Here is a 25,583-nt window from a genome sequence, read left to right as displayed (position 1 = left end):
GAGTAGATTTCGATACCAAGCATTTGATATAGGTCTATCTATAAGTGAGTCTTCATGTGGAGGCTCAGTTTATCAGAAAATATTACTCATGTCATTTAACAAGATACTTTGGACTATAGACAATGAGCTTGATCCCCGGTCCTTCGAACGGCTAGCCACCGAGCTACTGTACAGAAACGGTTACAGGGAGATAGAGCCGATTGAACCCCAAGATGGAGGTAGAGATGCGGAGGAATATCCGCGACGGGGAAGAGGACGACATGGCAACGTCTGCTTTTTTCAATTTAGCCTCCGAAACGATTGGAAGACAAAACTGCGGGAAGACGCGGAACGACTGAATGAGCGTGATTATGAGTTCGAAACTTTGGTTTTCGTAACGTCTCAGGAAGCCCGTGGAATCGACAGAGATCAGTTGACGGACGAGCTTTGCGAGAAGTATGGGTGGGACCTCGTTGTATTCTCCAGGGAATGGCTGCGCCTTCAACTGGAAGAGGCACACCCTGATCTTGCTCAGAAGTATCTTTCCGTAGAGGTGTCGGGACGCACTCCGGAGCTTCTCTTCAACATAGGAACTGATGAAGATCTGGAAGAAGAGCTTTCAACGGCACTTGAGCTACTAGAGTCAGAGGAGCCGGAGCGTGCAGCAAGTCGGTTGAAGCAATTTGTTGGACAGCATCCTGAATCTAGTCAGGGTTGGTACTTTCGCGCGGTCGCTCAGTACCAACTTCACCGATATGATGAAGCAATCGCGAGTCTCAACCGGGCCTCCCGGCTAGGACATGATAGGGAAATGCTCCGTTTGAGTCGAGCGTGTACCCTTACGGAAAAAGGAATCGCAGAAAACAATAGGGAGGCTATTGAGGAGGGCTGCAAACTGTTCCGAAAGGTTATCGAGGAAAAGTCCGATCCGACCTGGGCCGACTTCTATAATCTAGGAAATGCTCTCAGTGCCTTGGGCAAGGCCGAAGAAGCTGTTGAGGCATATGAGGAGGCCCGTGAGAAATCCGAGCGTTCATCGCTCCTAAAAAACTTAGGAAGTGCGTACCACCAGGTCGGAGATCACGAAGCGGAGATGGAGTGCTTCAACCGCGCACTTGAATTGGAGCCAACAAAGCCAGAGGCATTAGTTAGCAAGGGTATCAGTCTTCTTATCGATTTTGACAAACCCGATCAAGCAGCGACATTTCTTGAGCGGGGTGTAAATCATAATCCAGACTGGATTACGCATAATCCATTAACTTGGTATTGGCTTGGCCTATCAAACTATCGGGCTGAGAGATTTCAAAACTCTCTGGAATGGATTAACAGAGGGCTAACTCATCAACCCGGACACGAAGGATTAACACACCTGAAGTCCGAGGTGCTGGCACAGCTCACTGAAACAAATGCGGAAATTACAAGCGATGCTCGCCAGTTCTGGGAGAGGCGCCTCGAAAGAGATCCAAGGTTTTATGACGCCCGCGTTAGGCTGATACGTCTCGAGAACGAGGAAGAAAACGTCGAGAGGGCTTGGGATCTGATAGATGAGTGTCTAAAGCTTGCCGGAATAGAAGAGGTATCCTTCCGAGCCTCAGGATTTTCAATTGATCAATGCACTCGTGCCCTTTGGTTTTTTCCTCAGTATACCCAGTTCAGGCGAAGCGTGCCGATAGCAAAATACTGGAATGAAGACCATGCTCTCTATCACCTTGGCTATCCTGCACCAAGAGAAGAACGGGTACTTCAGGCCCTCAGAACCTTTCTTGCCGTTCCTTTCGGACTCGGGATGGAATTTTCGGTTGACGAGAATACAGAGAACCTTGATGTCCTCGTCTCACTGCAGCAAAAAATCTACGCTCTAGTCGAGGAAGCCGTAAGTGCCGCCAGCCGACCATTTGCCCATTACTTTACCAGTGACCTCTCCAACGAGGAGACATCAGGGAGGCTCACAGAGATTATCCTGTTTATGGCGCTGCTTGCACTACGGGAGGCAAGTGCTGAATATGGATGGATCGGAGGCCGATTGTCTGTCTTGAAGGAGAAGCTGAATGAGGCAACTACCTACTGTAACCCGGAGGATCACCACAATAGTACGATCACCTCCGTATTGAAAGCAATCAACGATGAATTGGGGCTTTTTCCTGATGAGGGATAGTCTCCTCCACTGTGATGTGTACTGTGAAAGGCGGGCATAACACATCGCTAGAGTTGACGGAGGGCTCGTGCCGTCATCGATCGAGGTCTCGTAGGCGAGTTCGTCTTCGCTGGTCGGAAGTGGCAACGACTCCGTTCGGCGTTGTTATTTTGTCGGTCAGCACTCCGGTTGGCGTTTTCTCGCCCTCCGCACCTCAGCTTCCCCGTTATGAGCACCTGTTAAACGCTCCAATCCCTTTTACCCCCATCCTACGCACAATTCTGCAATCGCCTGCATAATCCTGCTTTCGCGGCCCGTCTGCGGCCTCGGTTTAGCAAAATAATAAAGCCCCTGAACCCGCCGTCTCCGGCGTTCAGGGGCTTCTTTTTGCTCCAACATGAGGGTGGGCCCGGCGGGACTTGAACCCACGACCGATCGATTATGAGTCGACTGCTCTAACCAACTGAGCTACGGGCCCTGAATGCCGTATGCGGCGGAATGCGGTGCCGCCGATTTCTCTGCACGGTCCGGTCCAGCGACGGTTCCCCGGTGGCCGGGGTTCACGTGGGGAAACCATGCTGGGCTGCTTCGGCTAGTCGTTAGGCCTTCCCTTCTAGTGGACTTTCATCGATGCGCTCGTAGCCCCGGTCGTTCGTGCGGGCAACTGATTCGGGCGCCGACGTTTCGATCGGAAGCGTCTCCATGTCGTGCAGCGCCGTAACCAGGTTGTAGGTGGTCGAAAGGGATGCGAGCCGGTCCTGAATCTCGTCCTGGAGATGCTGGACGAGATTATCTAGAAGGGCATCCGTGTTGGTCAGAAAATCGGGGTGCACGAACCGGTAGACGACACTTAACACGTCCCCGTCCGGCGTGTGCTCTTCCGCCAGAATCATGGGAATGGGGGTGCCGCAGGGAACGGAAAACCGGAGGCCAAGCACGTCGCATTCGTAGATCCGCCAGTCGTCGCGCGGGGCACTGCGCCCGGCATTCTGATCTGGGACCTCCCAGGCGACGCGAATGTTTTTCAGTTCGCCACAGTCGTCGTCGAAGACCATCTGACACAATCTCTTCAACGGTTCGCGACCTTCGATCGGGATGTCGGACTCCTCAATGCGATTCTTGATATTGAGGCGCTTGCGGTGGGAAGACATGGAAATCAATCCGATTAGATAGACAAGGTGCAGCAGGGGGGCGACCTGAACCTCAAGGGTGTTTCCGCCTCCTGTGCTTCTGGGGCGGCAACGCCCGGCCGAGGACAACACGTCCTCATGATTCGTCGAGGCTCAGGGAACGGCCGATGGACCGAAGGTGCGTGCGAGCAAGCGGAAGAGTTGCTTTTTCTCGGTTGAGAATGAGATAGGAAAAGACGGATTCGTGTCTGGGAAAGGAGTGAATGAGGTGATACTGGTTGCCCAGCGTGATGAGGATGTCTTCAATCTGATCATCGAGCGCCAATTGATCGATAAGGTTGATCTTGGAGCGAACGACGTCCGTCGTGGCGGCTCCGGCCAGTTCCATGTCCAGAGATCCTCCCCCCATTGTCCCAAGGCAAACTCCGGATTCGAAATTGACCAGCGCAACGCCGATCGCACCGTCGATGTGCATCGCCTTTTGTAGAGATTCTCGGATCGTAGCCATGGTCATTCATGCTATACGTGGAATCGAGAAGGCGAGCGCAGAGATGCATTCGCGTCGCGGTGAAGCGAGTGATGAAAGACATGGCGTTCACCCGCCTGCCCCACCGGTTAGAAGCCGACGGGCCAGCCGCTCGCCACCAACGAGGTCGGCAAGATGTTTGAGTTGGCGGTCTTCATAGGCCTGATTGAAGACGGCTATATCGAGAGACAATGCCTTCTGGAACGCACGTTTTGCCTGTTCCGGATCGCTGCTCTTGGCGACGACGTTCTCGCCGTGCCTCGAAATCACGTCGATCATCGAGAGTGGGTAGCGGACGGGAAGGCCAATTCGAACGTGAATGTGGCCGATGTTGAGTCGGTGGGCGACGTACTCTTCGTCATAGCTCCCGCTAAACAGGTCGACGAACCAATCGGCGATCATCGCGTGCCGGTCGTCCATATCCTCGCCCTCAAGATACTCTTTCGTGTTTTCGTGGGCAAGAAGGCGTTCGTAAAAATCGTCGGTGAGTGCATTGGTCTGCTCTTCCGCCTCGCTCTGGAGGTTAGACAGAAGCTCTTTGTCTGTGTCGCTCAGATTCATCAGGTCGGCCAGCTCGGCATGGATGTTTTTCTGTTTTACCGACCAGCTTTTTCGTTCTTGGTAGTTTTCCATTGGAGAGAGATTCGTTCGTTGATGAGGAGGTAGCGGTCCGCGGCCCGAATGACGGATGCGCGGAACGTTGGGAGGGAGGGGAGGAACGGAGGTGCAACCCGTGCGCGGGACTCGGGGTGCGGAACGGACGTGCCGCTTATGGATCGATATGGTGGGCCAGTGCACGGACCAGCGACATACACTGATCGACATCTCGCGCGTCTATGTGGTCGATCGAAAGCGTCATCTTCCCGAGCGTGCGCGAGATGCGATCGAAGGGATCGTTGTCGGCCAAATCCATCCGCGTGATGCCGACCGCAAGCGGTCGTTTCTCCTTTTTTCCGAGGTGCTTCGTGATGGTTAAAGATTGGACGAGCGCGTCGTGTCGATCGGCAGGAATCAGGAGAATGATCCCGTCAGCACCGGTCGAGAGCACGTCCCACATGTACGCAAACCGTTTCTGACCGGGCGTGCCGAACAGCTTGACCGAGTGGCGTCCGACACGTGTGCATCCGAAGTCGAGACCCACGGTCGTGTGCTCTTTGGCGACCGACAGGGTGGTTGCTTCTTCGGTGGATACGGTCTGTTCACGGGCTAATGAGCGCACAAACGTCGTTTTGCCTGCGTGAAACGGGCCCGTGACCACAATCTTGAGGTCGGACATGGGAGCGGGGGCTCGAGAGACGGGGAGAGGTGGGGGCTGGCCGTTTACGCCGAGGCCGTCGAGGGATCGGCGAGGTACGCCTTAATTTTGTCGGCGGCCGAACGTGCGCGGAGATTGATCATGCCGACATTCGCATCGCCCGCCGCGATAACGGCCAGGACCCCCTCGCCGCCGACACGATACATAAACACGCTACGGTTTTCCCCCTTGATGCTCGTTTCCTCGACGTCGCCGGCGGTCAGTGTTAACGACATGCGTTTGCTCACGCCCATTGTGGTTGCAACCATGGCGGCGACTTCTTCCGCCTCTTCACCGGTCAACGTGTCGGAGATCACAAATCCGTCTGTCGAGGCGATGACCGTGCCGTCGATCTGGCCCGGGATTGCGTTTGCGAGGTTTTTCAGGACACTGTTTATGCTCTCAATGGTTGACATGGGATGCGTCGTTAGTTCATGAGTGTGTGATGTGTTGCGCGATCCGGTCCACTACGAACGGAGGCTCGTCGGTGCTTGCGGTCTGTCGAGAACGGATGGAACTCGTTTTACGGGTCCGATTGGGCAAGAATGAATGTGAGAAATCGGGATTCACGTGACGAACGAGGGCGGTGGCGCACCTCGACGCGATGTAGGTGCCAGCCCCGGTCGAGCGCCGCATTTACGTCGCCGAGTTGTCCGTTGGCGGCCGCTTCCGTCGAGCAGACGATGACGCGAAGGTTGCCGTCCCAGAAATACCGAGGTGGGTCGCCAGCGGAGAGTGGTTTTGGCTCTGGGGAGGCGGAGTCAACGGCAGTATTGTCGGGCTCGTGGTATTCGGAAAATAGTGAGTCGGTGGAGCGCGTCGTCTCCGTGTTGCGCTCATCCTCGGACGTCGCCGCCACGTCAGAGGGCTCTGCGAGGGGATCGTTTTGCAGGAGGGGGTCCTTGTCTCGGGAACCGAATATTCCCATATTGCTCGTGTCGATCTGTGATGAATCGTGGTGGCTAGGTGGCGCGAGATCGAAGTGGAGATCCTACGACCGGATGCCACCCGCATTACTGACTTGGTACGTACCGGTGGATGCTCGACTGGGAAGGTTTCCGTAGATGGATCCGTATCGCTGAAGCCGCTCCTCGATTTCGTCGATCAGCTGATCGTAGTCGGTCGCGCCGGGCGAGTCCGGGGCATATCGGAAAATATCGACGCCCGCGCTCGGTGCAACCTTCAAGGCGGGATCGTTCTGGATCTCAGTCTTGAATACTTTGCCGCCGTAGTGACTCCGCAGTTCATTGATCTCGTCAACTGCACGATCGTCGCCCTTCGAGACCATCGTGAGCAAGACGCCGAGGATCGGAGCGGCCTCTCCAATTCCCTCGCGGACCCGGCGAACGGTCTTGCCGAGGCTAATTACCCCTTCCATCGCGAGATAGGAGGGGGCCACGGGGACAATGATGGCGTCCGCGCCGACGAGGGCATTGACCGAGAGAATCGAGGTCGACGGTGCACAATCGATAATGATCGTTTGGTACCAGTCTTTGACGGTCGAAAGCACATTCCGAAGGCGGTATTGGCCGTTGTCCCGAAGTTTCAGACGTGTGCCTGCGTCGGCGAGACTCAGCGATCCGGTAATCAGGTCAACATTCTCAAGGCCGGTCTCCCGAATGGCATCGTCGATGGCCACGTGTCCGAACAGAACGTCTGCACTGGACGGACGCAGGTTGTCGTGATGCACACCGAGCGCAATTGAGGCCGAGCCCTGACTGTCGAGATCAACGAGGAGGACCCGCCGCCCGCGTTGGGCCAGGCCCGCAGCTACATTCACAGCTGTGGTGGTCTTTCCCACACCTCCCTTGTTGTTGATGATCGGAATGGTCGTCAGCATAACGGGGGATGAGCTGAGAAAACGGTTGGGTGACATGGGCACTTCATCGAATCTGCAATATCCGTTCCCGGGTTCGCCAGTGCGTTCGACCTGACGAAAAGAAACGTTGGAACCGTCGCAAGATGCGAGTTCATTATCGCACAGAGTTCTCGCGCCTCCCTCCAAGGATGGCGGACCCGAACGACATTCAACACGTAACGTGAGCGGCGCTAGCATGTCTTCGGAAGTAGAAAAAATTGCCTTGCATCACGCTCAAACGGCTGTGGCACGGGGAAATGAACGAGTCCTGTGCCCCCTCGTGCGATGCCAGGTTTTCACGGACCTCCTCTCTTCGCCGGCACCCGCTGGATTCGATTTTGGATCCCATGGCAAGAGAACGACTCGACTTCCGAGCCATTACGCTCGATCTTATCCGGTTAGGGTAATAAATATCCCATATGGGTAAAAAGTCAATCCATCATTTTGGTGATCGGCTGCGACAGATTGCCGACGCAATGTTCGATGGGAATCAGAGTGAACTCGCGCGTTCACTCGAGATGAAGCCGTCTAGTTTCGCGAAATACACAGGGGGAGATCGCAAGCCGGGGTCCAGCGTTCTCCAGAGATTATCCCGTTTGGGAGTAAATATCAACTGGTTTCTGTCTGGAGAGGGGTCCCTGATGCAGGAAGATGCGTCGTCGGGGACAGAGGGGGAGACTCCGACCGCATCCGCCAAGCCGGACATCGCGAGTCGCGAAACGACGATGAAGGCTTCTGGGGAGCGATTTTACCAAATTCCTGTCGTTCGCGTGCGAGAGTCGAAAGACGGTCCGGAACTCGTCGAGGACCAGAATGGCCCGCACTGGCTTTCCGAATCGTACATTCGTCGCACGTACGGAATCGCACCGGCCCGGCTACGCGAGTTTCAGGTGACCGGGAATACCATGGAGAACACGATCCGGTCGGGGGATTGGGTTTTGGTGGGGATGTGGAATCGGGATTGCCTGGTGGACGGGGCGGTGTGTTTGATCCGTGGCCCGTCGGGATTGCTGATCCGCCGGATCAGGTTATGCGGTCCCATGGTCGTTCTCGCGGCGGACAATACGTCGGTCCCCGATTTGGAAATCAAGCGCGAGCAGTGGAATCACGAGTATGAGCCGCTGGGAAGTATCCTCGCGGTCATGCGCCGGATGTGAAGCGTGATGGATGGGTCGATCACCTTGGGTCCACGAGGGAGACCCGCAATCCGTCGCGGCACCTCTCGCTGTATTTCGCACTACAATTGAAGGCGCGGCACGAAGGCCTCCCGACGCCCGCTCTGGCACGCAGGAGGTGAACCGCGGGGGAATCTGATGCCAGCGATTAACGGGCGCTGGATGCACAGGGGACGCGCACGGCTCCGCGAGGGTTGTGCCCGTCTGGTTTTGGTGGATCGGGCCTCCACAACGGACGATTCGCGGGCGTTTCGGGGTCTGTATGAGGTGCCCATCAGTCCAACACTTACGTGTGGACGGACCAATCTGTCATATTCGGTTGTGTGTCGTATGTTATCCTGCGATATCGATTTTGTATAGCATACACTGTCATTCTCGTTTGTATTTCAGCCCTCCGGTCCGATGAGGTCTATCCCGACGCTCCGATTGTTGCTTCGTCCCCTTGCGCTGATTTTTGTCGTCGCACTCGCTCTTGCCGGTTGTGACGATGCGCCCGTATCGTCGCCTGAGACAGACGCGCCTACAGAGGCCGAGGAGAACCTCGTCAACGAGGCGCTGAAGAATCTGCCGTTTGAAGAGGGCTCGGAGGCGAAGTTCTTCCATCACTGCACCGTCACGACCGATGCGCCCCAGGCGGCGGTCGATGCGGCGTCGTCGGGCGACGTGATCTGCGTTAAGCCGGGCACCTACAGCGGCACGCTTGAGATTACGACACCGGACATCACGGTGACCTCGCTCTGGCTGGGCGGCGCGACCATTCAAGGGGGCGATGCTCCGACGGGAAGCGCCGTACGAATTCTCGCGGATGGCGTGACCCTCGAAGGGTTTCAGGTCATGTTTCCGGGCGGGCTGATCGGCATCTCGATTGGGCCGAATGTGAGTGACGTCACGGTTCGGCATAACCGCGTCCGTGATGTGGGGCCGACGGGCCGGCTTGGGGTGACGGGCATCATTGCCGACGGCGGCAACACGGGCATCACGATCGAGGGGAATCTCGTGGAGGATCTTCGAAACGAGTTTACCTCAGACTCGGGCTTTCCGACGGTCAATGGCATCTTTGCGAATGACGACCGGGCGGATGGATTCTCGAACTCCGTGATTCGGAAAAACGTCGTTCGCAACCTGTACAGCGACAACGCCACGCTTGGCATTCTTCTGCAGGGCACGGTGGCCAACGTTCAGGTGGAGAAGAACCTTGTTTATCGCCTGTCCGCCGACCCGGATAATGACAGCGATCCGTCAGACGATAACGCAACCTATGACGAAAACCTGGACGACGGCTTCGACGGCACGCTGGCGACGTTTGCGCAGGGCGTCAATGTAGACGCATCCACCACGTCTGACCTGAACGTCACCCGCAACTTCATCTACCGCGTGACTTCGACCGGTTTCAACGGCGAGGCCGTCAAGGTGGACGCCGGCGCGGAGGGGCTGACACTGACCTTCAACGATCTGCGCTCAGAGGTTGGCCTCAACAATGGGACGAGCACGAGCTTCGATGCCACCTGTAACTACTGGGGACATCCGCTCGGCCCAAGGACGGTGGCGTCGAACCCGGCCGCGGATGACGGACCGAACCGCCAGCGCCGGAGCGCTCTGGTCGGGGACGCTGAGGTGCAACCATGGCTCGTCCGGTCGATCCTGTGGGGGCGCAACCTTGAGAGAAGCTGCGTCGGCGGACGAGGAAATCGAGGTGGCAATCGGTAGGCACCGCTCCGGTCGTGCATGCAGCCGGTCCGTGCGGGTTATCGTCACGTCCCGCACCTAACATCGTTACTACTTCGTGCGATCCGCCCGGCGTCTTCGGAGGCCGGGCGTTCGTTTATGTTTCTGTATTTCTATAATATCACGTCCCGATTCGCCGTACCGAATCAGTTTTCAGAACGACCCATGGAATCGAACTCCAGCTCCGTCCACGGCCTTCATCACGTGACCGCTATTTCCGGCGAGCCGCGTGCGACCCTCGACTTCTACCAGAGAGTACTCGGGCTGCGCCTGGTGAAGCGGTCCGTCAATCAGGATGCGCCCGAGACGTACCACCTCTTCTTCGCCGATGGGGCGGGTAGCCCCGGTACGGACCTCACCTTTTTCCCCTGGCCGGACTTGCCGCCGGGGCAGCCGGGTGTGGGGCAGGTCGTCGAAATCCCGCTCGCGGTGCCGCAGGGCACGATGGACTACTGGCAGGACCGGCTCGTTGAGGCGGGAGCGGAGGTCGCAGAACGTTCGAAGCGGTTCGGGGAGCCTACCCTCGCGTTTACGGATCCCGACGGGATGCGTCTGGCCATCGTGGAAACGTCCGATGAGCGCGAGTTCACGCCGTGGGAGGAAAGCCCGGTGCCGGTCGACAAGCAGATTCGCGGGATGCATTCCGTTCGCATCTGGGAGCGACGCCTGGAGGCAACCGAAGCCGTTCTGACGCGGGTCATGGGACTGGAGAAGGTTGGCGAAGACGACGGCTGGCACCGGTACGGGATTGACGGACGCTCCGGGACGCTGGCGGAGATTAAGATCGTCGACGACGGGCAGCATGGACAGGGGGGACCCGGGACGGTCCATCATGCCGCCTGGCGCATGAACAATAGTGAGGAGCAGCTTTCGCTCCGCTCGCGGGTTGCTGAAGTCGGACTCCGCCCATCGGAGCAAATCGACCGCTTCTGGTTTCAGTCGGTCTACTTCCGCGAGCCCGGCGGGGTGCTCTTCGAGCTGGCGACGGACGGGCCGGGCTTTACTGCCGACGAGGATCTCGAGCACCTTGGCGAAGAGCTGATTCTGCCGCCGTGGCTGGAGGATCGCCGCGAGGAAATTGAGGCAGCCCTTCCGCCGCTGGAGAATCCGGTAGACGGTACCTCGTAGTCGCGATGCTTAGCTCTCGAGACGCTCGCGCAGGGTATGCAGGTAGCGGACGACATCCGGCTCGAGATCAAGGTCGGGACGCAGGCGATCGACCCAGTTGAGAATTTGCCGCGCGGGGAGCGGGCGGTCCTGTTCGATCATCACGTCGGCGTAGCTCACGGCATAGTACAGAATCACGGTGCGGAGTCCCGTACTGGACTGCCGGATGCAGCTCATGTCGAGATGTGATGCGACCGGTCCCTCGAAGTCGCTCGCATCCAGGGAGAGAAACGACTGGGTGATGCGGGACGCGTCCCGCAGCGGAGGCGTATCGGGGTCCGTGTGGGTGTACGCACCGATCGACGTCGTCTGCAGGTCGTGCAGGCCGTCGAACGTCGAGGCCGTGAGCGTCGGTGCCCCGACGACCGGGCGTGTGAGTTTACCGGTCGCCTGCATGTCGTACCACGCTTTCACCACGGCTTTCGACAGCGTGATGACGTCACCGTCCTCCTCGGCATAAGGACGAAAGGCGCGGAGCGAGTCCGAGGCCATCGGAAGTGGCAGGTCGTACTGCCCCGACACGTACTCCACGTACGCGGGCAGATTTAGCAGGGAGGCGTTGACGACGGCGATGTCGGTTCGGCGTCCGTCGACCTGCTGGAGGCCGAGGAGCGGATACGTGTCGGCATCGCCGTTTGTGAGGAGAAGGGCGTCTGGTGGTACGGTGGCGAACATCCACCGGGCAAGCGTTTGGACGGGGCCGGGGAAGAAGTCGAGTTCATGGATTCGCTGAATGGCACGGTGGGCGGCGTCCGCGTCGCCCCGCTGCGTCGCCAGCGGCCACATCGAGATCCACGCAATGCCCGCGTCGGGATTGCAGGTGACGGCCTGCTGGTAGTCTCGCCAGACGGCATCCGCGCTGCGCTCCGATTCAAGAACGAACTGCGGGTTTGTCACGTCGCCGCGCGTCGTGTAGGCGAAGCTGTTGCAGCCCGATGTCTTGACGGCTCGATTGGCTTGCGATGCCGCTTCCCGTGGCTTCCCATCCCGAAATAGCGCTCGAGCGAACCAGGCGTGACCGGTGGCATCATCCGGGTGCCTGTTAACCCATTGCTGTAGCCAGGGGCGGGCGTCAGCCAGATCTCCCGTTCGGCAGAGTCTAAGCGAGTCGCGAAGGGTGGCGGCTTCGACAAGGGACGAGTCGGGAGAGGTGGGTTGAACCATCGACGATTCCGCACCGGAGCAGCCGGTCAGGCAAAGTCCGAGTGCGATGATGGCTGCGAGAAAGGCGCTGGGGATGGAATGTAGATTGTCGATGGTGGATTGTGGGTTGGATTTTCGCCCTATCGGATTGCTCTGTGCCGTGGGGAGAGTCATCGGGTTTTCGGACTGCATTTGAAAAAAGCCCGACCCCCGTCACCGGAGATCGGGCCTGTAGGACGGCGCGTTGTACGCTCCTATCCACAATACTCAACCCACAATCAACTTATATAACGTCGTGCTTCTTCGCTACCTCGGTGAAGGCGTCGATGGCGCGGTTGAGCTGGTCGCGGGAGTGAGCGGCCGACATCTGTACGCGAATGCGGGCCTCGCCCTTCGGTACGACCGGGTAGCTGAAGCTGATCACGTAAATGCCACGCTCGAGCAGCTCATCGGCGATCGTTGCGCTCGTCTGCGCATCGTAGAGCATGATTGGGATGATTGGGTGATCGCCGGGCTTGATGTCGAAGCCGCGCTCCTCCATCTCGCTGCGGAAGTAGCGGGCGTTCTCCCAGATTCGTTCGCGCCGCTCCTCGTTCTCCTGGAGCATCTCCAGCACTTTCAGGCTGGCGTTCGCGATCATCGGGGCGACCGCGTTGGAGAAGAGGTATGGCCGAGACTTCTGCCGGAGCAGTTCAATGATCTCGCCCCGGCCTGTCGTGAACCCGCCGGTGGCGCCGCCGAGTGCCTTGCCGAGGGTCGAGGTGATGACGTCCACGCGGTCGAGCGCGCCCTTGGCTTCCGAAGCGCCGCGTCCGCCCTCGCCCATGAAGCCGGTGGCGTGGCACTCGTCGACCATCACCAGGGCATCGTACTCTTCGGCCAAGTCGCAGATTTCGTCGAGCTTCGCGACATCGCCGTCCATTGAAAAGACGCCGTCCGTCGCGATCATGCGTACGCGGGCGTCCTGTGCGGCCTGAAGCTGCTCCTCCAGGTCGTCCATGTCGCTATGGTCGTACACGTACCGGTCGGCTTTGCAGAGCCGGATGCCGTCGATGATCGAGGCGTGGTTCAGGCGGTCGGAGATGATGGCGTCCTCCGGGCCGAGGATGGTCTCGAAGAGGCCGGTGTTGGCGTCGAAGCACGAGTTGTAGAGAATCGTGTCCTCCTTCTCGTGGAACGCCGACAGCTCATTTTCCAGCTGCTTGTGGACGGTTTGCGTTCCGCAGATGAACCGGACGCTGGCGACGCCGAAGCCGTACTCATCGACTCCGTCCTTCGCGGCCTGCATCACATCCGGGTGGTTTGCCAGCCCGAGGTAGTTGTTCGCGCAGAAGTTGACGACGTGCTTGCCGGACTCGACCTCGATGTCGGCATCCTGCTGGGAAGTGATGACGCGCTCGTCCTTGTAAAGGCCGGCATCACGGATTTCCTGAAGCTCATCCTGAAATTCAGCGACTGCGGATTCGGGCATAATGGTTTGAAAACGGTTCAGAGTTCAGGGTTCAGGGTTCAGGGTTTTTGGGCCCTGACGTAACAACATCATGCAACGTTGTGGGGCTAATCTCACCGGGTGCGATAAACATACAAAGCAGGCGCAAGTGTCGGCGTTTTACTCAAAACGTTTCAACGCCTCAACGTCCTAACGCCCAACGTTCTAACGTTCAACCGATTCGACATCCTCGCGCTGTTGCACGGTATCGCGGAGGTGGGCGAGCATGTCGGCCGTCATGGCGTCGAGGTTGAAGTCAGGCTTCCAGTTCCAGTCGCGCCGGGCGATGCGGTCGTCGATCGTGGCGGGCCAGGCGTCGGCGATCTGCTGGCGCTCGTCCGGTTCGAAGTCGCACGTGAAGTCTGGCAGGTGGGCGCGAATGGCGTCGGCAAGCTCCTCGGCCGAGAAGCTCATCGCCGTGATGTTGTAGCTATCGCGGATCGTGATATTGTCGGCGTCGGCGTTCATGAGGTCGAGCGTCGCGCGAATCGCGTCCGGCATGTACATCATCGGAAGTCGCGTGTCGGCACGCACGAAGCACGTGTAGGAGCCGGAGCGCAGGGCTTCGTAGTACATGTCGACCGCGTAATCCGTGGTGCCGCCGCCGGGAAGCGTGGCGTAGCTGATCAGCCCGGGATAGCGGAGGCTGCGCACGTCGACGCCGAAGCGCTGATGGTAGTACTGACACAGAAGCTCGCCGCTGCGCTTCGTGACGCCGTACATCGTTGACGGGTTCAGAATTGTGTTCTGCGGCGTATCGTTGCGCGGGGTAGACGGGCCGAAGACGGCGATCGAACTCGGCCAGAAGATCCGCAGGTCGTGGTCGCGTGCGAGGTCGAGGACGTGCTTAAGTCCGTTGATGTTGACGTCCCAGGTTCGATCCGGCACCTTCTCGCCGTTTGCAGACAGAAGGCTCGCGAGATGGTAGACCGTGTCGATGTCGTACCGCTCGATGGTTTCGGCGAGCGTGTCACGATCCCGGACGTCGGCAACGACAAACGGCGCAGCTGTGCGCGACGTAGCGTTTTGCCCGTTAACCGATCCGTTCACGCTCGTCGACGAGGGCGGACGGAGATCCAGGCGGACGACGTGTTCATCGCCGTGACGGTCGCGCAGCGTTTGAACGAGTTCGCTGCCGATCTGGCCGTTGGCACCGGTGACCAGGATGGAAGACATGGCGACGGGAGTCAATAAGGAGGACAACGAAAATCAGTCTGCGCTCGGTCGAGCGACCGGCCGACAGATCGGCCATCGAGGCGGTTGGGCACAGCAGGTCTGCAACCGCCAGATTGGGACGCCGGTTTGCGCAGTCCTGCCGAAGTCTATGTCAATATGATACGTACGAGAAAAGCATCCCTGCGTTCGGAACCGCTTCCGAAGATTCAGGGAAAGGCGGCTTGCGAGCGAGGAGGTATGGGGTGTGAGGGATGTGGGCACAGATCATAGGAGACAGCGGATACCGCCAGTAGCGGGCGCATCGCAATGCGTCCGCCCCGGCACCGCCATGTGCCAAACCAGGCACCGCCCCGCCCATTCAGGGTCGCCGCGCATCCGGGCGCAAGACAAATCGATGAGGGGTTTGGCGATTTCCCAATCCTATATCCCCAATTCACGATCGATAACCCAGAGGTTTCATCTCAATTACAAAAATATTTGTGCCTTATCCTTGAAAAGGCAAAGATTGGCGATGTATATTCGGGTCGTGCCAAAATAATTAAAGGTCAGGGTACCACGTGGCAAATCGTATCGACGAGATTGACGCAACCATTCTTGAACTCCTACAGGAGCGCGGCCGGATGAAGCGCAGTGCCGTTGCCGAGGTGGTAGGGTTATCGGTTTCCGCCGTTAGCGAGCGGATGCGCAAGCTCGAAGATCGAGGCGTGCTTGAGAGCTATCACGCCGTGGTCGACCCGAAGCGTCTGCATTTCGATATCACGGCGATCATCCGTGTGTCCGTTGATGGGTCCGAACATTATCCCGCGTTCGTCGAGCAGGCCTCCTCGATGGACGAGGTCCTGGAGTTGCATTCCATCACGGGAGACGGATCGCATGTCATGAAGGTGCGCACGAAGAACACCACGACACTCGAGCGCTTCCTCTCGCGCGTTCAGGGAATTTCGGGTGTCAGCAGCACCAGCACCAGCATTGTGCTGAGCACCTTCAAGGAAACCCGCGCGCTGCCCACCGAGCCGATGGATCTGTTCGAATACGACGAGGACGACGCGTAACTCTGGCCACCGCACGGCTGCATCCCTTTCACCGCTACAAACACCGAACGAATAACCGTTCATGCCAAGCAAAGACAAAATCCTTTCTCTGATTCAGGAGGAAGGCGTTGACTTTCTGCGACTGCAGTTCACCGACATCCTCGGCACCGTCAAGAACGTGTCGATCCCAGCGCACCAAGCCGCGAAAGCGTTCGAGGACGGGATTTATTTTGACGGTTCGTCGATCGAGGGCTTTGTCCGCATTCAGGAGTCGGACATGCGCCTCAACCCGGACCCGGACACCTTCGCCATCCTGCCCTGGCGAAGCCGCCGCGAGGATTCAACCGTGTCGGCCCGACTGATCTGCGACGTGATCAATACGACGACCGGCGAGCCGTTTAAGGGCGACCCGCGGTACGTGCTGAAGCGCGCCATCGCACGAGCGAAGGACATGGGCTACGACATGAATGCGGGCCCGGAGCCGGAATTCTTCGTCTTCGAGAAGGATGAAAAAGGCCGCGCGACGACCGAAACGCACGACCACGGCGGCTACTTCGACCTGGGGCCGAAAGACCTCGCGCAGGAGATCCGCGCCGAGATCATCTACATGCTCGAGTCGATGGGCTTCGAGGTGGAGGCTTCTCACCACGAGGTCGCGCCGGGGCAGCACGAGATCGACTTCAAGTACGCCGACGCGCTCACCACGGCGGACAACATCGCGACCTTCCGTTCGGTCGTCCGCGCCGTCGCCGAACTGCACGGGGTGCACGCGACCTTTATGCCGAAGCCGATTTCCGGCATCAACGGGTCGGGGATGCACACCCACATCTCGCTCTTCGGAGACGATGGCAATGCCTTTCACGAAGAGGAAGATGAGTTCGGCCTCAGTGAGACGGCCTATCAGTTCCTCGCGGGGGTTCTGGAGCACGCGCCCGCCATCACGGCGATCTGCAACCCGACGGTCAACTCCTACAAGCGCCTCGTGCCGGGGTACGAAGCGCCGATCTACGTGGCGTGGAGCGACGTGAACCGCTCCGCCCTCGTGCGCAAGCCAGCCGCCCGCGGACCAAACGCGTCCCGCATCGAACTCCGCTCGCCGGACCCGTCCTGCAACCCTTATCTCGCCCTGGCGGTGATGCTGCACGCCGGACTCGACGGCATCGAGAAAGAGCTCGAGTGCCCGGGACCCGTGCGCGAAAACATCTACGACTTCACCGAGGAGGACCGCATCGAGCGCGGCATCGAGACGCTTCCGGGAACGCTCGGCCAGGCGATCAAAGCGCTCAACGAGGACGAGGTTATTCTCGACGCCCTCGGGCCGCACATCGCCAGCAAGTTCACCGAGGCGAAGACGCACGAGTACACGGAATTCCTCGCGTCCGTCTCGCAGTGGGAGCTGGATCAGTACCTGGAGACGTTCTAGGCTCTCGCTTACCCATTCCTAACGCGTTAACGTGTTAGGTCCGCCTCCTCTGGTCACCATGCCGGGGGAGGCGGTTTTGTTTGTCGCGAGGTTCGGGACGGTCTCGCGTACAAGAACCGTTGTTTTCCGCTAAATATGCTCTCCATGGGTAAATAATATCGACGATGTTTTGATGTATGTAAATTTAGAACATTCATGCATTTAGGTGGTGAAAACGAGTCCGGGAACGGTGTTTCCGATGCAGACCGGACCTGCAAGATAGGAGGAGATATCCATCCTGGATTCGATTTGTGTCCTCAATCTCATTTGGCTATGTCAATTACCTCCTCTTCTCCTTCGCCACCTGGTTCTGTGGTCCGGCGACTTCTTACGCTCGGTCTCGCGCTCTTCCTGTCGACGGCCGTCGGCCTGTTCGCTGGCTGCGACAACGGCCAACTCACCGCGCCGGATAGCACCTCCGCGTCCTCTGCGGATCCTATAACGTCGGCCACGAGCGACGAGCCGCGCGTTCTCATGCAGGGATTCTACTGGGACTCGCCCCAGGAGTCCGGAAGCGGCGAATGGTGGGATTTCGTGAGCGGCAAGATTCCGACCCTTGCCAGCGACGGCTTCACGGAGATCTGGCTGCCGCCGGCATCGAAAGCGCAGAACGACCCGTCCATGGGCTACGACCCGTACGATTACTACGACCTCGGCGAGTATAATCAGAAGATGGGAACTGAAACTTGGTTTGGCAGCCGGCAGGAACTCGAGTCGCTCATCAGCACGGCTCACAGCAACAACATGGACGTGATCGCCGACATCGTGGTGAATCACATGTCCGGCGGACAGCTCGAGTACAACCCGAATACCGGGACCGACACGTACACGAAGTTTCGCCCGAAGAGCGGCCGCATTCAGTTCAACTACGACAACTTTCATCCCTCGACATTCGAACAGGCGGATGCAGGAACGTTCGCAGGCTTTCCGGACCTCGCCCACGCGAATCCCGCGACGTATGATGAGGTGGAGGACTACCAGCAGTTCCTCGACTCACTCGGATACGACGGGTGGCGCTATGACTTCGTCAAGGGCATCAATCCGCAGTATATCGAGCAACTTCAGGGGGCCGTCGGCGGGTTCGGTGTCGGTGAGTACTACGACGGCAACAAGTCGAAGCTCAGTCAGTGGCTGAACGACATCAACTACTCGGCGAGCGCCTTCGACTTTCCGCTGCATTTTGCACTGAAGGATATGGCCAACAACACGAGCGGCGGCTACGACCTTCGGAATCTATGGGGCGCGGGATTGCTCTGGGATCACCCGTTCAATACCGTTACCTTCGTGTCCAACCACGACACCGACAAGGACGCGCCGATCCTCACGGACAAAATGATGGCGTATTCGGTCATCCTGACGCATGAGGGGCTGCCGACAGTTTTCTGGAAAGACTACTTCAACTACAACCTCGCCCAGCGGAATTCGGCCACCGGTATCAAACAGCTCGTGTGGGTATACCAGAACCTCGCGGCCGGCTCCACGTCGCTGCTCCATTCTGCGCCGGACCTCTACATCATTCAGCGGAACGGCGATCCGGGCCTTGTGCTCGTCTTGAACGACAACCCGGACAGCTGGAAGGGCGTGACCATCAATACGAAGTGGGCGAACACACAGCTGCACGCTTATGCCTGGAATGGCGGATCGCAGCCGCAGGATAAATGGACGGACGGTAGCGGAAACGTCGACCTGTGGGCACCGCCGCGTGGATATGCCGTCTATGCCCCGAATGGTTACTAAAATCGCCGACATTCAGGGTGCGGTGGGTGAACGGGTCAGGCCCATCACCTGCGGTACTTACTGCGGGCCGGTGATTCGAGAGAGTCATTGGCCCGTTCTGTATGTCGCGGGCACGCAGGGACCGTTCGAACGCCTCGGTAAACGCAGGGCTGCGGAAGATCGAGGCCGTGGACAGAGAGAAGGTGGGTCGTTCTGTCGCTGCCGCGCGGACTCGGATCGATAGCGCCGGCATAGGGGACGTGGTGGTCGCTGTTCGATCATACCCGGTGCTGTGACGGCACCTGGAGGGCGAAGAACCATCCGTCGGACGGTAGGCACCGATCGTGAGGATCTTTATACATCGGCGTCGGTCGCGAGGAGGGGTTTACTTTATCGTTTCTGCGTTATACGTTTATAATACGTTCATCACAAACAGGCGCAGGCAGAATCAAGCCCTGTCAACTGCGCCACTAGTCCCCACCTTCACTCACTGCTTGCCGTCTGCGCCGGATGCCCCTCGAGGGTGTCCGGCGTTTGACGTTTGGGTGTGTTGGTATAATAAAAAAGCGGCTCGCCCTTCGAAGGGACGAGCCGCCTCGTTTTTGTCATCAACCGCTCTCTTACGAGATCCGGTGGATGAGCGTCAACGATCGTGGACCTCTAGTCGAGGTAGAAGTCGTACGATCCGCTGCCGCTGTAGGAGTAGATCTCCCAGTAGAAGTAGCCGGAGCTACCGCTGTACTCGATGTCCTCGTTGGAATCCGTGGACGTCGAGCTTGCGACCTGCGACCAGCTGTACCCATTCCACTTGTAGAGGTAGAGGTCGAAGTCACCGTTGCTGGAGCGGAGGTAGCCGTTTTCGACTCCATCGCCGGCGTAGTACGTGCCGTCGGGCTGGATGTCGTTGTCGCCACTCCCGCTGAGCGTGCCGCTGTAGATGTCGCAGCTGGTGCATGGTGCATCACCGCTACCGCCATCGTCGCCGCCATCGTCACCACCGTCTCCGCCGTCGCCACCGTCACCGGTGAGCAGCGAGTAGAGCAGCAGGTTCGGCGAACCATTTACGCCCGAAATCGCACCCTGCGTTGCCGTGCTGGTCAGTGCATTGGCAACCTGCGAAGGAGACGCACCCGGGTTATTCTCGAGGTAGAGTGCGGCGCCACCTGCAACGTGAGGTGAGGCCATCGACGTACCCGAGATCGTGTTCGTTGCGCTGTCGCTCGTGTACCAGGCCGAGGTGATGTTCGAGCCCGGAGCGAAGATGTCAACGCACGAACCGTAGTTCGAGAACGAGGAGCGTGAATCCGACGATGTCGTGGAACCAACCGTGATCGCATCTGCCAGGCGGGCAGGCGACTGGTTGCAGGCGTCGGTGTCGGAGTTACCGGCAGCCACGACCGTCGTCACGCCCGCATTGATCAGGCCCTGCACGGCGTTATCGATCGAGGAGCTGGCGCCACCGCCGAGGCTCATGTTGGCCACGGCCGGCTTCGTGTGGTTCTGCGCTACGTAGTCGACACCGTTGGTCACGCTCGAGAGCGTACCACCGCCGGAGCAGTCCAGCACGCGGACGCCGTAGAGCGAAGCGTCTTTTGCAACGCCGTACTCGGTGCCACCAACCGTACCGGCGACGTGGGTGCCGTGTCCGTTGCAGTCGACGCCATTCTGGCCGTCATTAAAGGCATCATAGAACGTCGACGCATCGCTAAAGTCGTTATGCGTCGGCAGGATGCCGGTATCGATGATGTAGGCGTTCACGCCAGCACCGGTAGCCGTGTAGTTGTAGTCGCCATCCGTGCCGGAGCGTGCATCCACTCGGTCCAAGCCCCATGTGGCGCCGGACTGCGTGGCGTAGGCATGCACCGTACGGTCCTGCTCAACGAACTTGACGCGCGAGTCGGAGGACAGCATATCAGCCTGTTTCTCCGACACGCCCGCCGCGGTGAATCCCTGAAGGGCGGTGGTGTACGTGTACTGCAGGTCCGCCGACTTGCCGAGAAGCGAGGTTGCGACCGAGCGAACGGCAGCATCACTCTTGGCTGCAACGGCACCGTCTTTCAGGACGACGATGTACTGGCCGGGAATCGGCTCAGACGTTTCTTCGCCCGGAAGCTCCGTTGCACCGGGTTTGTCAGCTGGGGCCTCCTTGGAGAGCGAAGACTCTACATTCGGTTTTTGCGATTCGGAAGTAGCAGTGGGTGACGGCGAGTCGCACGCCGTTGTGAATAGCAGCAGCGCCATCACGCTCAAGGCGAGACCGCGCCGTAGTGCGGAAGCAAATTTCATACAGAGGGAAGAAAATGATTAGCATCGCGTGTCCGGAAATAAGCGCAGGCCTCACTAGGCTCATTTGCCTAAAGCCAATGGATGAGTCAGCCCCGCTCTTATTTCCTCGAAAGCACTAACAATCTTAACGGATCGGTCATAGTTACGAAACCAAAACTTTATCTTTAGTCGAATATACACAGACGTGACGGGAACCTTAGGTCTGGCTTTAGGCGGGGTGGGTATTATTTACGTGAAAAGATACCGTTTGAGTAAAATTGACTTATGTCATGCTTCGCCGGGTTCATTGATGCGAAACGTCGAATCGGCCTCTGATTCCGCTCTGCCAGCGTCTCATGCTGGAGCTTTCGGTTCAGAAATTATTACCATTTGCGTCTATCCGAATGTCGGGGTGCACGCGTGATCCACGTATCTATCATGTTCGTGGGATCAACAAACGGGCATCGGGTTGTGTACAAAAACTCAGATTCGACGTGAGTCGTTATCTGGCACATAGAAAAAGCGGCGGCCTTCGAAGGAAGACCGCCGCCGAAACGGGGCGTATCAAGGATGTACATGCGGCACGCATCGACAAGACGGCGAGCCAGCAGGCACGTGAGGTCCCCGATTAGAACGTCGTCGTTGTCGTGTTCGAGCAGGTATTTGTGCCCGCTTCGCACACGGTGTGTGTGTACGATCCACCGCCTCGGTTATTTGTCGAGTCCACGAACGAGCCGTCATTGGCGGTCGTTGTAATCAGCGAACCGTTACGGTAGACGTCCACGTCGGCCGAGGATGCACCGCTCCACGTCAGCTCGATCTGATGACGTCCGCGGTTTTTGAACCCGCTAGACGAGAGCGTAATCTCCGTCGTGCCGTCCGACACGCTCACGGTCTGTGAGGCCGAGTCGGTCGCGCCGTCATCATCGGTTACGGTGAGCGTGACGCTGTAGTCGCCCGATGCGCCGTAGGTATGCGATGGGTTTTGTGCCGTCGAGGTCGACCCGTCGCCGAAGTCCCAGCTCCAGCTGCTAATCGATCCATCGCTATCGCTGGAGAGATCCGAGAAGGATGCCGTCAGGCCATCCGTGGACGCGCTGAAGTCTGCTGTCGGTGCCGCATTCGAGGTTCCGTCATCGCCTCCGCCGTCGCCGCTAAAGTCGAGCGTGTAGAGGAGGTCATTGTTCGCGGTATTCGCATCGGCGACGATTCCTTTGGTAGTGGCGTTGTATAGAGCGTCGCGTACTTGCGTCGGGCTCGCCGACGAGTTCGACTCGAGGTAGAGCGCGGCTGCGCCGGCTGCGTGCGGGGCGGCCATCGATGTCCCGCTGATGGTATTGGTGTCCCCGTCGCTGCCGATCCAGGCCGACGTAATGTCAACGCCCGGAGCGAAGAAGTCGACGCATGAGCCGTAATTTGCGAATGAGGCTTTGGTGTCGGTGTCGTCGGTCGCGCTAATGGTCATCGCTTCGGTGACGCGGCTCGGGGAGCCGTCACACGCATCCTGCTCGCGACCGAGGAAGTCACCATTTCCAGCAGCGATAGCATACTGGACGCCGGAGGAAATGGAGTTGCGAACCGCGTCATCGAGCGACGTGCTCGTCCCGCCGCCGAGGCTCATGTTGGCCACGGCCGGTTGCTGAGCGTTCGCCGTCACCCAGTCGACGCCGGCGATGACGCCGCTGATCGAGCCGCCACCCTCACAATCGAGGACGCGCACTGCAACCAGGCTCGCGTCTTTAGCGACACCATACGTTGCGCCACCTACAGTGCCGGCGACGTGCGTGCCGTGTCCGTTGCAGTCTTGTCCATTTTGACCGTCTCCGATGGCGTCAAACCCGACGGTTGCTCGCCCGCCGAAGTCGTTATGTGAGGTGCGGATGCCGGTATCGAGGATATACGCATTGACACCTGCTCCCGTCGCATTGTACGAGTAACTGTCGTCAAGCGGGAGGTCCCGCTGGTCCGACCGGTCAAGTCCCCACGTGGCAGGGCTCTGCGTACCGATCGCGTGTACACGTCGGTCCGCCTCCACGTAGGAGACGTTCGGGTTCTTGGCGAGAGCGTTTGCCGCCTGTTCGGATGCACGAATGGAGAAGCCCTTCACCGCCGTCTCGTAGACGAAGCCGATGTCACCACCATGGGCTTTCGAAAGTGATTGTGCCTTTGCTCGTGGCTGGTTGACGCCATCGTTGAAGATGACAATGTACTGTCCAGGAATGGCGTCGCCAGAGGATGCGGATTTGCTATACGTAGAAGACTCCACGTTCGCGGAGGAATCCTGTGGTTCGACCGGCGACGCGTTATCGCACGCGGTGAACACGAGAAGAAGTAATAACAGGGTGTAGGTCACCCCGCGTGTACTGATGGGAGATATCATAATCAGAGAGAAGCATCAATGAAGTAGCGAGAGATACCTTCAGCCCACTGCGGTTGATGTAGCAGTCGGCACGCGTTGCGTGAGTAGGCGATGGGGCGTGGGGGCCCATGCGAACAGCGCGTCAGTGAAGGCGGATTGAAATTATAAGGGAGAGATGATGAGGCGAACATTAAATGTGATACTACTGTCGTCGTCCGGCGGAATATATGGTGGGGGACCGCGAGCAATGCATTCATGTCTTTAGACGAGTATAGGCGGATTTCGATACGCCGATATGGTCCCACTCGATCAAATAAGAAACGGCAGCCCCCTCGAAAAGGGGCTGCCGTGCCATCCGGAATACGCCGGATTGGGGGTGAAACCAGCGCACTAGAGCGTGGCGATCGGATCGGCGTCGCCGTCCGGATCATTGTTCACGGTGCCATCGGTCGGCGGGTTGGCGCCGGTGATAAGCAGGATACCAGCGAGGTGCGGGCTGGCCATCGACGTGCCGCTGAGCGTGGCATAGCCGCCGTCTTTGTACGTGGACTCAACATCGACGCCAGGCGAAGCAAACTCGATCGGCGGGTTGCCGAAGTTCGAGAACGAGGCGAAGGAGTCGGTGTCGTCCATTGCGGAGACGGTGTAGACGCCCGGGTACTCGACGCGCGAGGGCGAGGAGAGATTGGCGTCTTCGCCGGAGTTACCCGCAGCGAGAGCGACAAGAACACCCTGGTCGGCGAGGTTCTTCACGGCCGTGTCGAGCGCGTCAGACGTCGGGCCGCCGAGGCTCAGGTTGGCGACATCACCGGCGGATGCGTTGGCTGCGACGTAGTCGACGCCGTCGATCACGACAGAGTAGGAACCGCTGCCACGGCTGTCGAGGACCTTCACGCCGACGATCGTGGCACCGGCTGCAACGCCGACGGTACCGATGTCATTGTTGAGGGCGCCGATCGTACCAGCGACGTGGGAGCCGTGGCCGTTTCCGTCATCGGCCGACTTTGAGTCTTTGCCTTTCGCGAAAAACGTGGCGCTACGCGACGCATCGACGTTAAGGTCGGGGTGATCCAGGTCAACACCGCTGTCAATGACCCAGGCAGTCAGGCCGGTACCGTCAGCGGGGCCACCGACGCGAGTCGTGCCGTACGGCGTAACCTGTCCGGTCGAGCCACCGTCATCGCCACCGGGTCCTTTACCATCCGGCGGGGCAAGCTGGACGACACGATCCTTCTCGACGTAATCAACGCGAGGATCGCTTTCAATCTGCTCAACTTGGGCGTCAGACAGTCCGCGAGCCACGAATCCATCGAGCGCATTGGAGTACACCGCGCCGAGCTGACCGGACTTCCCGAGCAGGGAGGTCGCGACCGAGCGAACATCCGTTGCTGATTTTGACGGTGTGCCGCTAAGCACGACGATGTACTGTCCCGAAATTACATTCGGGGTAGAAGGGGCTTCTTCATCCGAGGGGGCGACTTGCGGTCCGGACGTGTCGCATCCTGCGAGGACAAGAAGGAGAGCTAGACCACTCCCTAAAAATATTCTCGTAAGCTGGTTCTGCATATTAGAGATCCGTACTAGTTCGTAAGAGGTGGATAACGACGCATTCTCCGATGAATACGCCGCGCCGGGCGAACTTCGCCTTTTCTCCGACGATCCTTGACGATTGCTGGACAAAAGCCTAACAGCCACTTAACACTCATGAAAATATTATCTTTGTATTCTCGGAAATTATATAATTCTACAGTAGAATTGTAACATCGAGCTTTGGCACGGCTTAATTCCTGTACGTTCATAAACTCGACATGGGTAAAATGTACATGTGTCACGTCCGTTTCGTGAGTTCGGAACGGCATGATCCGTTTGGATGAAGCTTCTGGCGTACTCACTTTGGTAGTGAAATGCACCGCGTTTCGGACCTGAGTCTTGAACCCTGCTTTCGTTATTTGGA

General features: G+C 58.6%; 21 protein-coding genes and 1 tRNA gene. 8 read left to right on the top strand and 14 right to left on the bottom strand.

All coding sequences use genetic code 11. The features are described 5' to 3' along the window. The first annotated feature begins 88 nt into the window (after positions 1-88). Entirely contained in the window at positions 89-2,134 is a 2,046-nt protein-coding gene (locus tag CRI94_RS15410) for a tetratricopeptide repeat protein (protein ID WP_098077918.1), read from the top strand. A gap of 383 nt (positions 2,135-2,517) precedes the next feature. Here CRI94_RS15410 and CRI94_RS15405 read toward each other — a convergent pair. The 8 genes from CRI94_RS15405 to CRI94_RS15370 all read right to left on the bottom strand — a co-directional run bounded on the left by CRI94_RS15405 (position 2,518) and on the right by CRI94_RS15370 (position 6,903). Beyond that, a tRNA-Ile gene (locus CRI94_RS15405) sits at positions 2,518-2,591 on the bottom strand. 121 nt (positions 2,592-2,712) lie between these two features. After that, entirely contained in the window at positions 2,713-3,264 is a 552-nt protein-coding gene (locus CRI94_RS15400; protein ID WP_098077915.1) for a hypothetical protein, read from the bottom strand. Positions 3,265-3,379: 115 nt separating this feature from the next. Next, a complete protein-coding gene (locus CRI94_RS15395; protein ID WP_098078201.1) occupies positions 3,380-3,751 on the bottom strand; it encodes a hypothetical protein in 372 nt (123 codons plus the stop codon). 87 nt (positions 3,752-3,838) lie between these two features. Next, complete coding sequence (locus CRI94_RS15390; RefSeq protein ID WP_098077912.1) at positions 3,839-4,402, bottom strand: protoglobin domain-containing protein; 564 nt, start codon at positions 4,400-4,402, stop codon at positions 3,839-3,841. 136 nt (positions 4,403-4,538) lie between these two features. Continuing rightward, the gene (locus CRI94_RS15385; RefSeq protein ID WP_098077909.1) at positions 4,539-5,045 is read right to left on the bottom strand and encodes a GTP-binding protein; all 507 of its coding nucleotides are present in this window, start codon (positions 5,043-5,045) and stop codon (positions 4,539-4,541) included. A gap of 44 nt (positions 5,046-5,089) precedes the next feature. Continuing rightward, positions 5,090-5,479, bottom strand: coding sequence for a roadblock/LC7 domain-containing protein (locus CRI94_RS15380; RefSeq protein WP_098077906.1), 390 nt, complete (start codon positions 5,477-5,479; stop codon positions 5,090-5,092). A gap of 107 nt (positions 5,480-5,586) precedes the next feature. Further along, entirely contained in the window at positions 5,587-5,922 is a 336-nt protein-coding gene (locus tag CRI94_RS15375) for a hypothetical protein (RefSeq protein ID WP_143815436.1), read from the bottom strand. Positions 5,923-6,054: 132 nt separating this feature from the next. Next, positions 6,055-6,903, bottom strand: coding sequence for a ParA family protein (locus CRI94_RS15370; protein ID WP_179862346.1), 849 nt, complete (start codon positions 6,901-6,903; stop codon positions 6,055-6,057). Between the two features lie 437 nt (positions 6,904-7,340). On the opposite strand from CRI94_RS15370, the gene CRI94_RS15365 reads away from it, so the two are divergent. The 3 genes from CRI94_RS15365 to CRI94_RS15355 all read left to right on the top strand — a co-directional run bounded on the left by CRI94_RS15365 (position 7,341) and on the right by CRI94_RS15355 (position 10,949). After that, positions 7,341-8,078, top strand: coding sequence for an XRE family transcriptional regulator (locus CRI94_RS15365; protein ID WP_098077896.1), 738 nt, complete (start codon positions 7,341-7,343; stop codon positions 8,076-8,078). A 420-nt stretch (positions 8,079-8,498) separates the two neighbouring features. Continuing rightward, a complete protein-coding gene (locus CRI94_RS15360) occupies positions 8,499-9,803 on the top strand; it encodes a right-handed parallel beta-helix repeat-containing protein (protein ID WP_098077869.1) in 1,305 nt (434 codons plus the stop codon). Positions 9,804-9,986: 183 nt separating this feature from the next. Further along, positions 9,987-10,949 (top strand): ring-cleaving dioxygenase, encoded by a 963-nt coding sequence (locus tag CRI94_RS15355; protein ID WP_098078198.1) that lies wholly within the window; start codon positions 9,987-9,989, stop codon positions 10,947-10,949. A gap of 9 nt (positions 10,950-10,958) precedes the next feature. Here CRI94_RS15355 and CRI94_RS15350 read toward each other — a convergent pair whose 3' ends face one another. From CRI94_RS15350 to CRI94_RS15340, 3 genes are all read right to left on the bottom strand, one after another. After that, the gene (locus tag CRI94_RS15350; protein WP_143815435.1) at positions 10,959-12,305 is read right to left on the bottom strand and encodes a tetratricopeptide repeat protein; all 1,347 of its coding nucleotides are present in this window, start codon (positions 12,303-12,305) and stop codon (positions 10,959-10,961) included. A 109-nt stretch (positions 12,306-12,414) separates the two neighbouring features. Further along, entirely contained in the window at positions 12,415-13,602 is a 1,188-nt protein-coding gene (kbl, locus tag CRI94_RS15345; RefSeq protein ID WP_098077863.1) for a glycine C-acetyltransferase, read from the bottom strand. Between the two features lie 183 nt (positions 13,603-13,785). Then, complete coding sequence (locus CRI94_RS15340; protein WP_098077860.1) at positions 13,786-14,796, bottom strand: NAD-dependent epimerase/dehydratase family protein; 1,011 nt, start codon at positions 14,794-14,796, stop codon at positions 13,786-13,788. A 557-nt stretch (positions 14,797-15,353) separates the two neighbouring features. Here CRI94_RS15340 and CRI94_RS15335 point away from each other — a divergent pair. The 3 genes from CRI94_RS15335 to CRI94_RS15325 all read left to right on the top strand — a co-directional run bounded on the left by CRI94_RS15335 (position 15,354) and on the right by CRI94_RS15325 (position 19,026). Next, a complete protein-coding gene (locus CRI94_RS15335; protein ID WP_098077857.1) occupies positions 15,354-15,848 on the top strand; it encodes an Lrp/AsnC family transcriptional regulator in 495 nt (164 codons plus the stop codon). A gap of 61 nt (positions 15,849-15,909) precedes the next feature. Further along, a complete protein-coding gene (glnA, locus tag CRI94_RS15330) occupies positions 15,910-17,250 on the top strand; it encodes a type I glutamate--ammonia ligase (protein WP_098077854.1) in 1,341 nt (446 codons plus the stop codon). Between the two features lie 312 nt (positions 17,251-17,562). Further along, entirely contained in the window at positions 17,563-19,026 is a 1,464-nt protein-coding gene (locus CRI94_RS15325) for an alpha-amylase domain-containing protein (protein ID WP_179862345.1), read from the top strand. Between the two features lie 639 nt (positions 19,027-19,665). Here the strand turns inward: CRI94_RS15325 and CRI94_RS15320 are convergent. After that, complete coding sequence (locus CRI94_RS15320; protein WP_098077848.1) at positions 19,666-21,291, bottom strand: S8 family peptidase; 1,626 nt, start codon at positions 21,289-21,291, stop codon at positions 19,666-19,668. A 335-nt stretch (positions 21,292-21,626) separates the two neighbouring features. Here CRI94_RS15320 and CRI94_RS17535 point away from each other — a divergent pair, with 335 nt between their 5' ends. Beyond that, positions 21,627-21,902 carry a hypothetical protein gene (locus CRI94_RS17535; RefSeq protein ID WP_143815434.1) on the top strand — a complete coding sequence of 92 codons (276 nt, stop codon included), beginning with the start codon at positions 21,627-21,629 and terminating at the stop codon, positions 21,900-21,902. Here CRI94_RS17535 and CRI94_RS15315 read toward each other — a convergent pair. Both CRI94_RS15315 and CRI94_RS15310 read right to left on the bottom strand, forming a co-directional pair. Next, positions 21,899-23,650, bottom strand: coding sequence for a S8 family serine peptidase (locus CRI94_RS15315; RefSeq protein ID WP_179862344.1), 1,752 nt, complete (start codon positions 23,648-23,650; stop codon positions 21,899-21,901). The genes CRI94_RS17535 and CRI94_RS15315 overlap by 4 nt on opposite strands. A 369-nt stretch (positions 23,651-24,019) precedes the next feature. Further along, entirely contained in the window at positions 24,020-25,195 is a 1,176-nt protein-coding gene (locus CRI94_RS15310) for a S8 family peptidase (protein WP_098077845.1), read from the bottom strand. Positions 25,196-25,583: the final 388 nt, after the last annotated feature.

The organism is Longibacter salinarum, from assembly GCF_002554795.1.
Lineage (GTDB): Bacteria > Bacteroidota > Rhodothermia > Rhodothermales > Salinibacteraceae > Longibacter > Longibacter salinarum.
The sequence above is the reverse complement of the archived record's forward strand: the minus strand, read 5'-3'. Positions and strand labels throughout refer to the sequence as shown.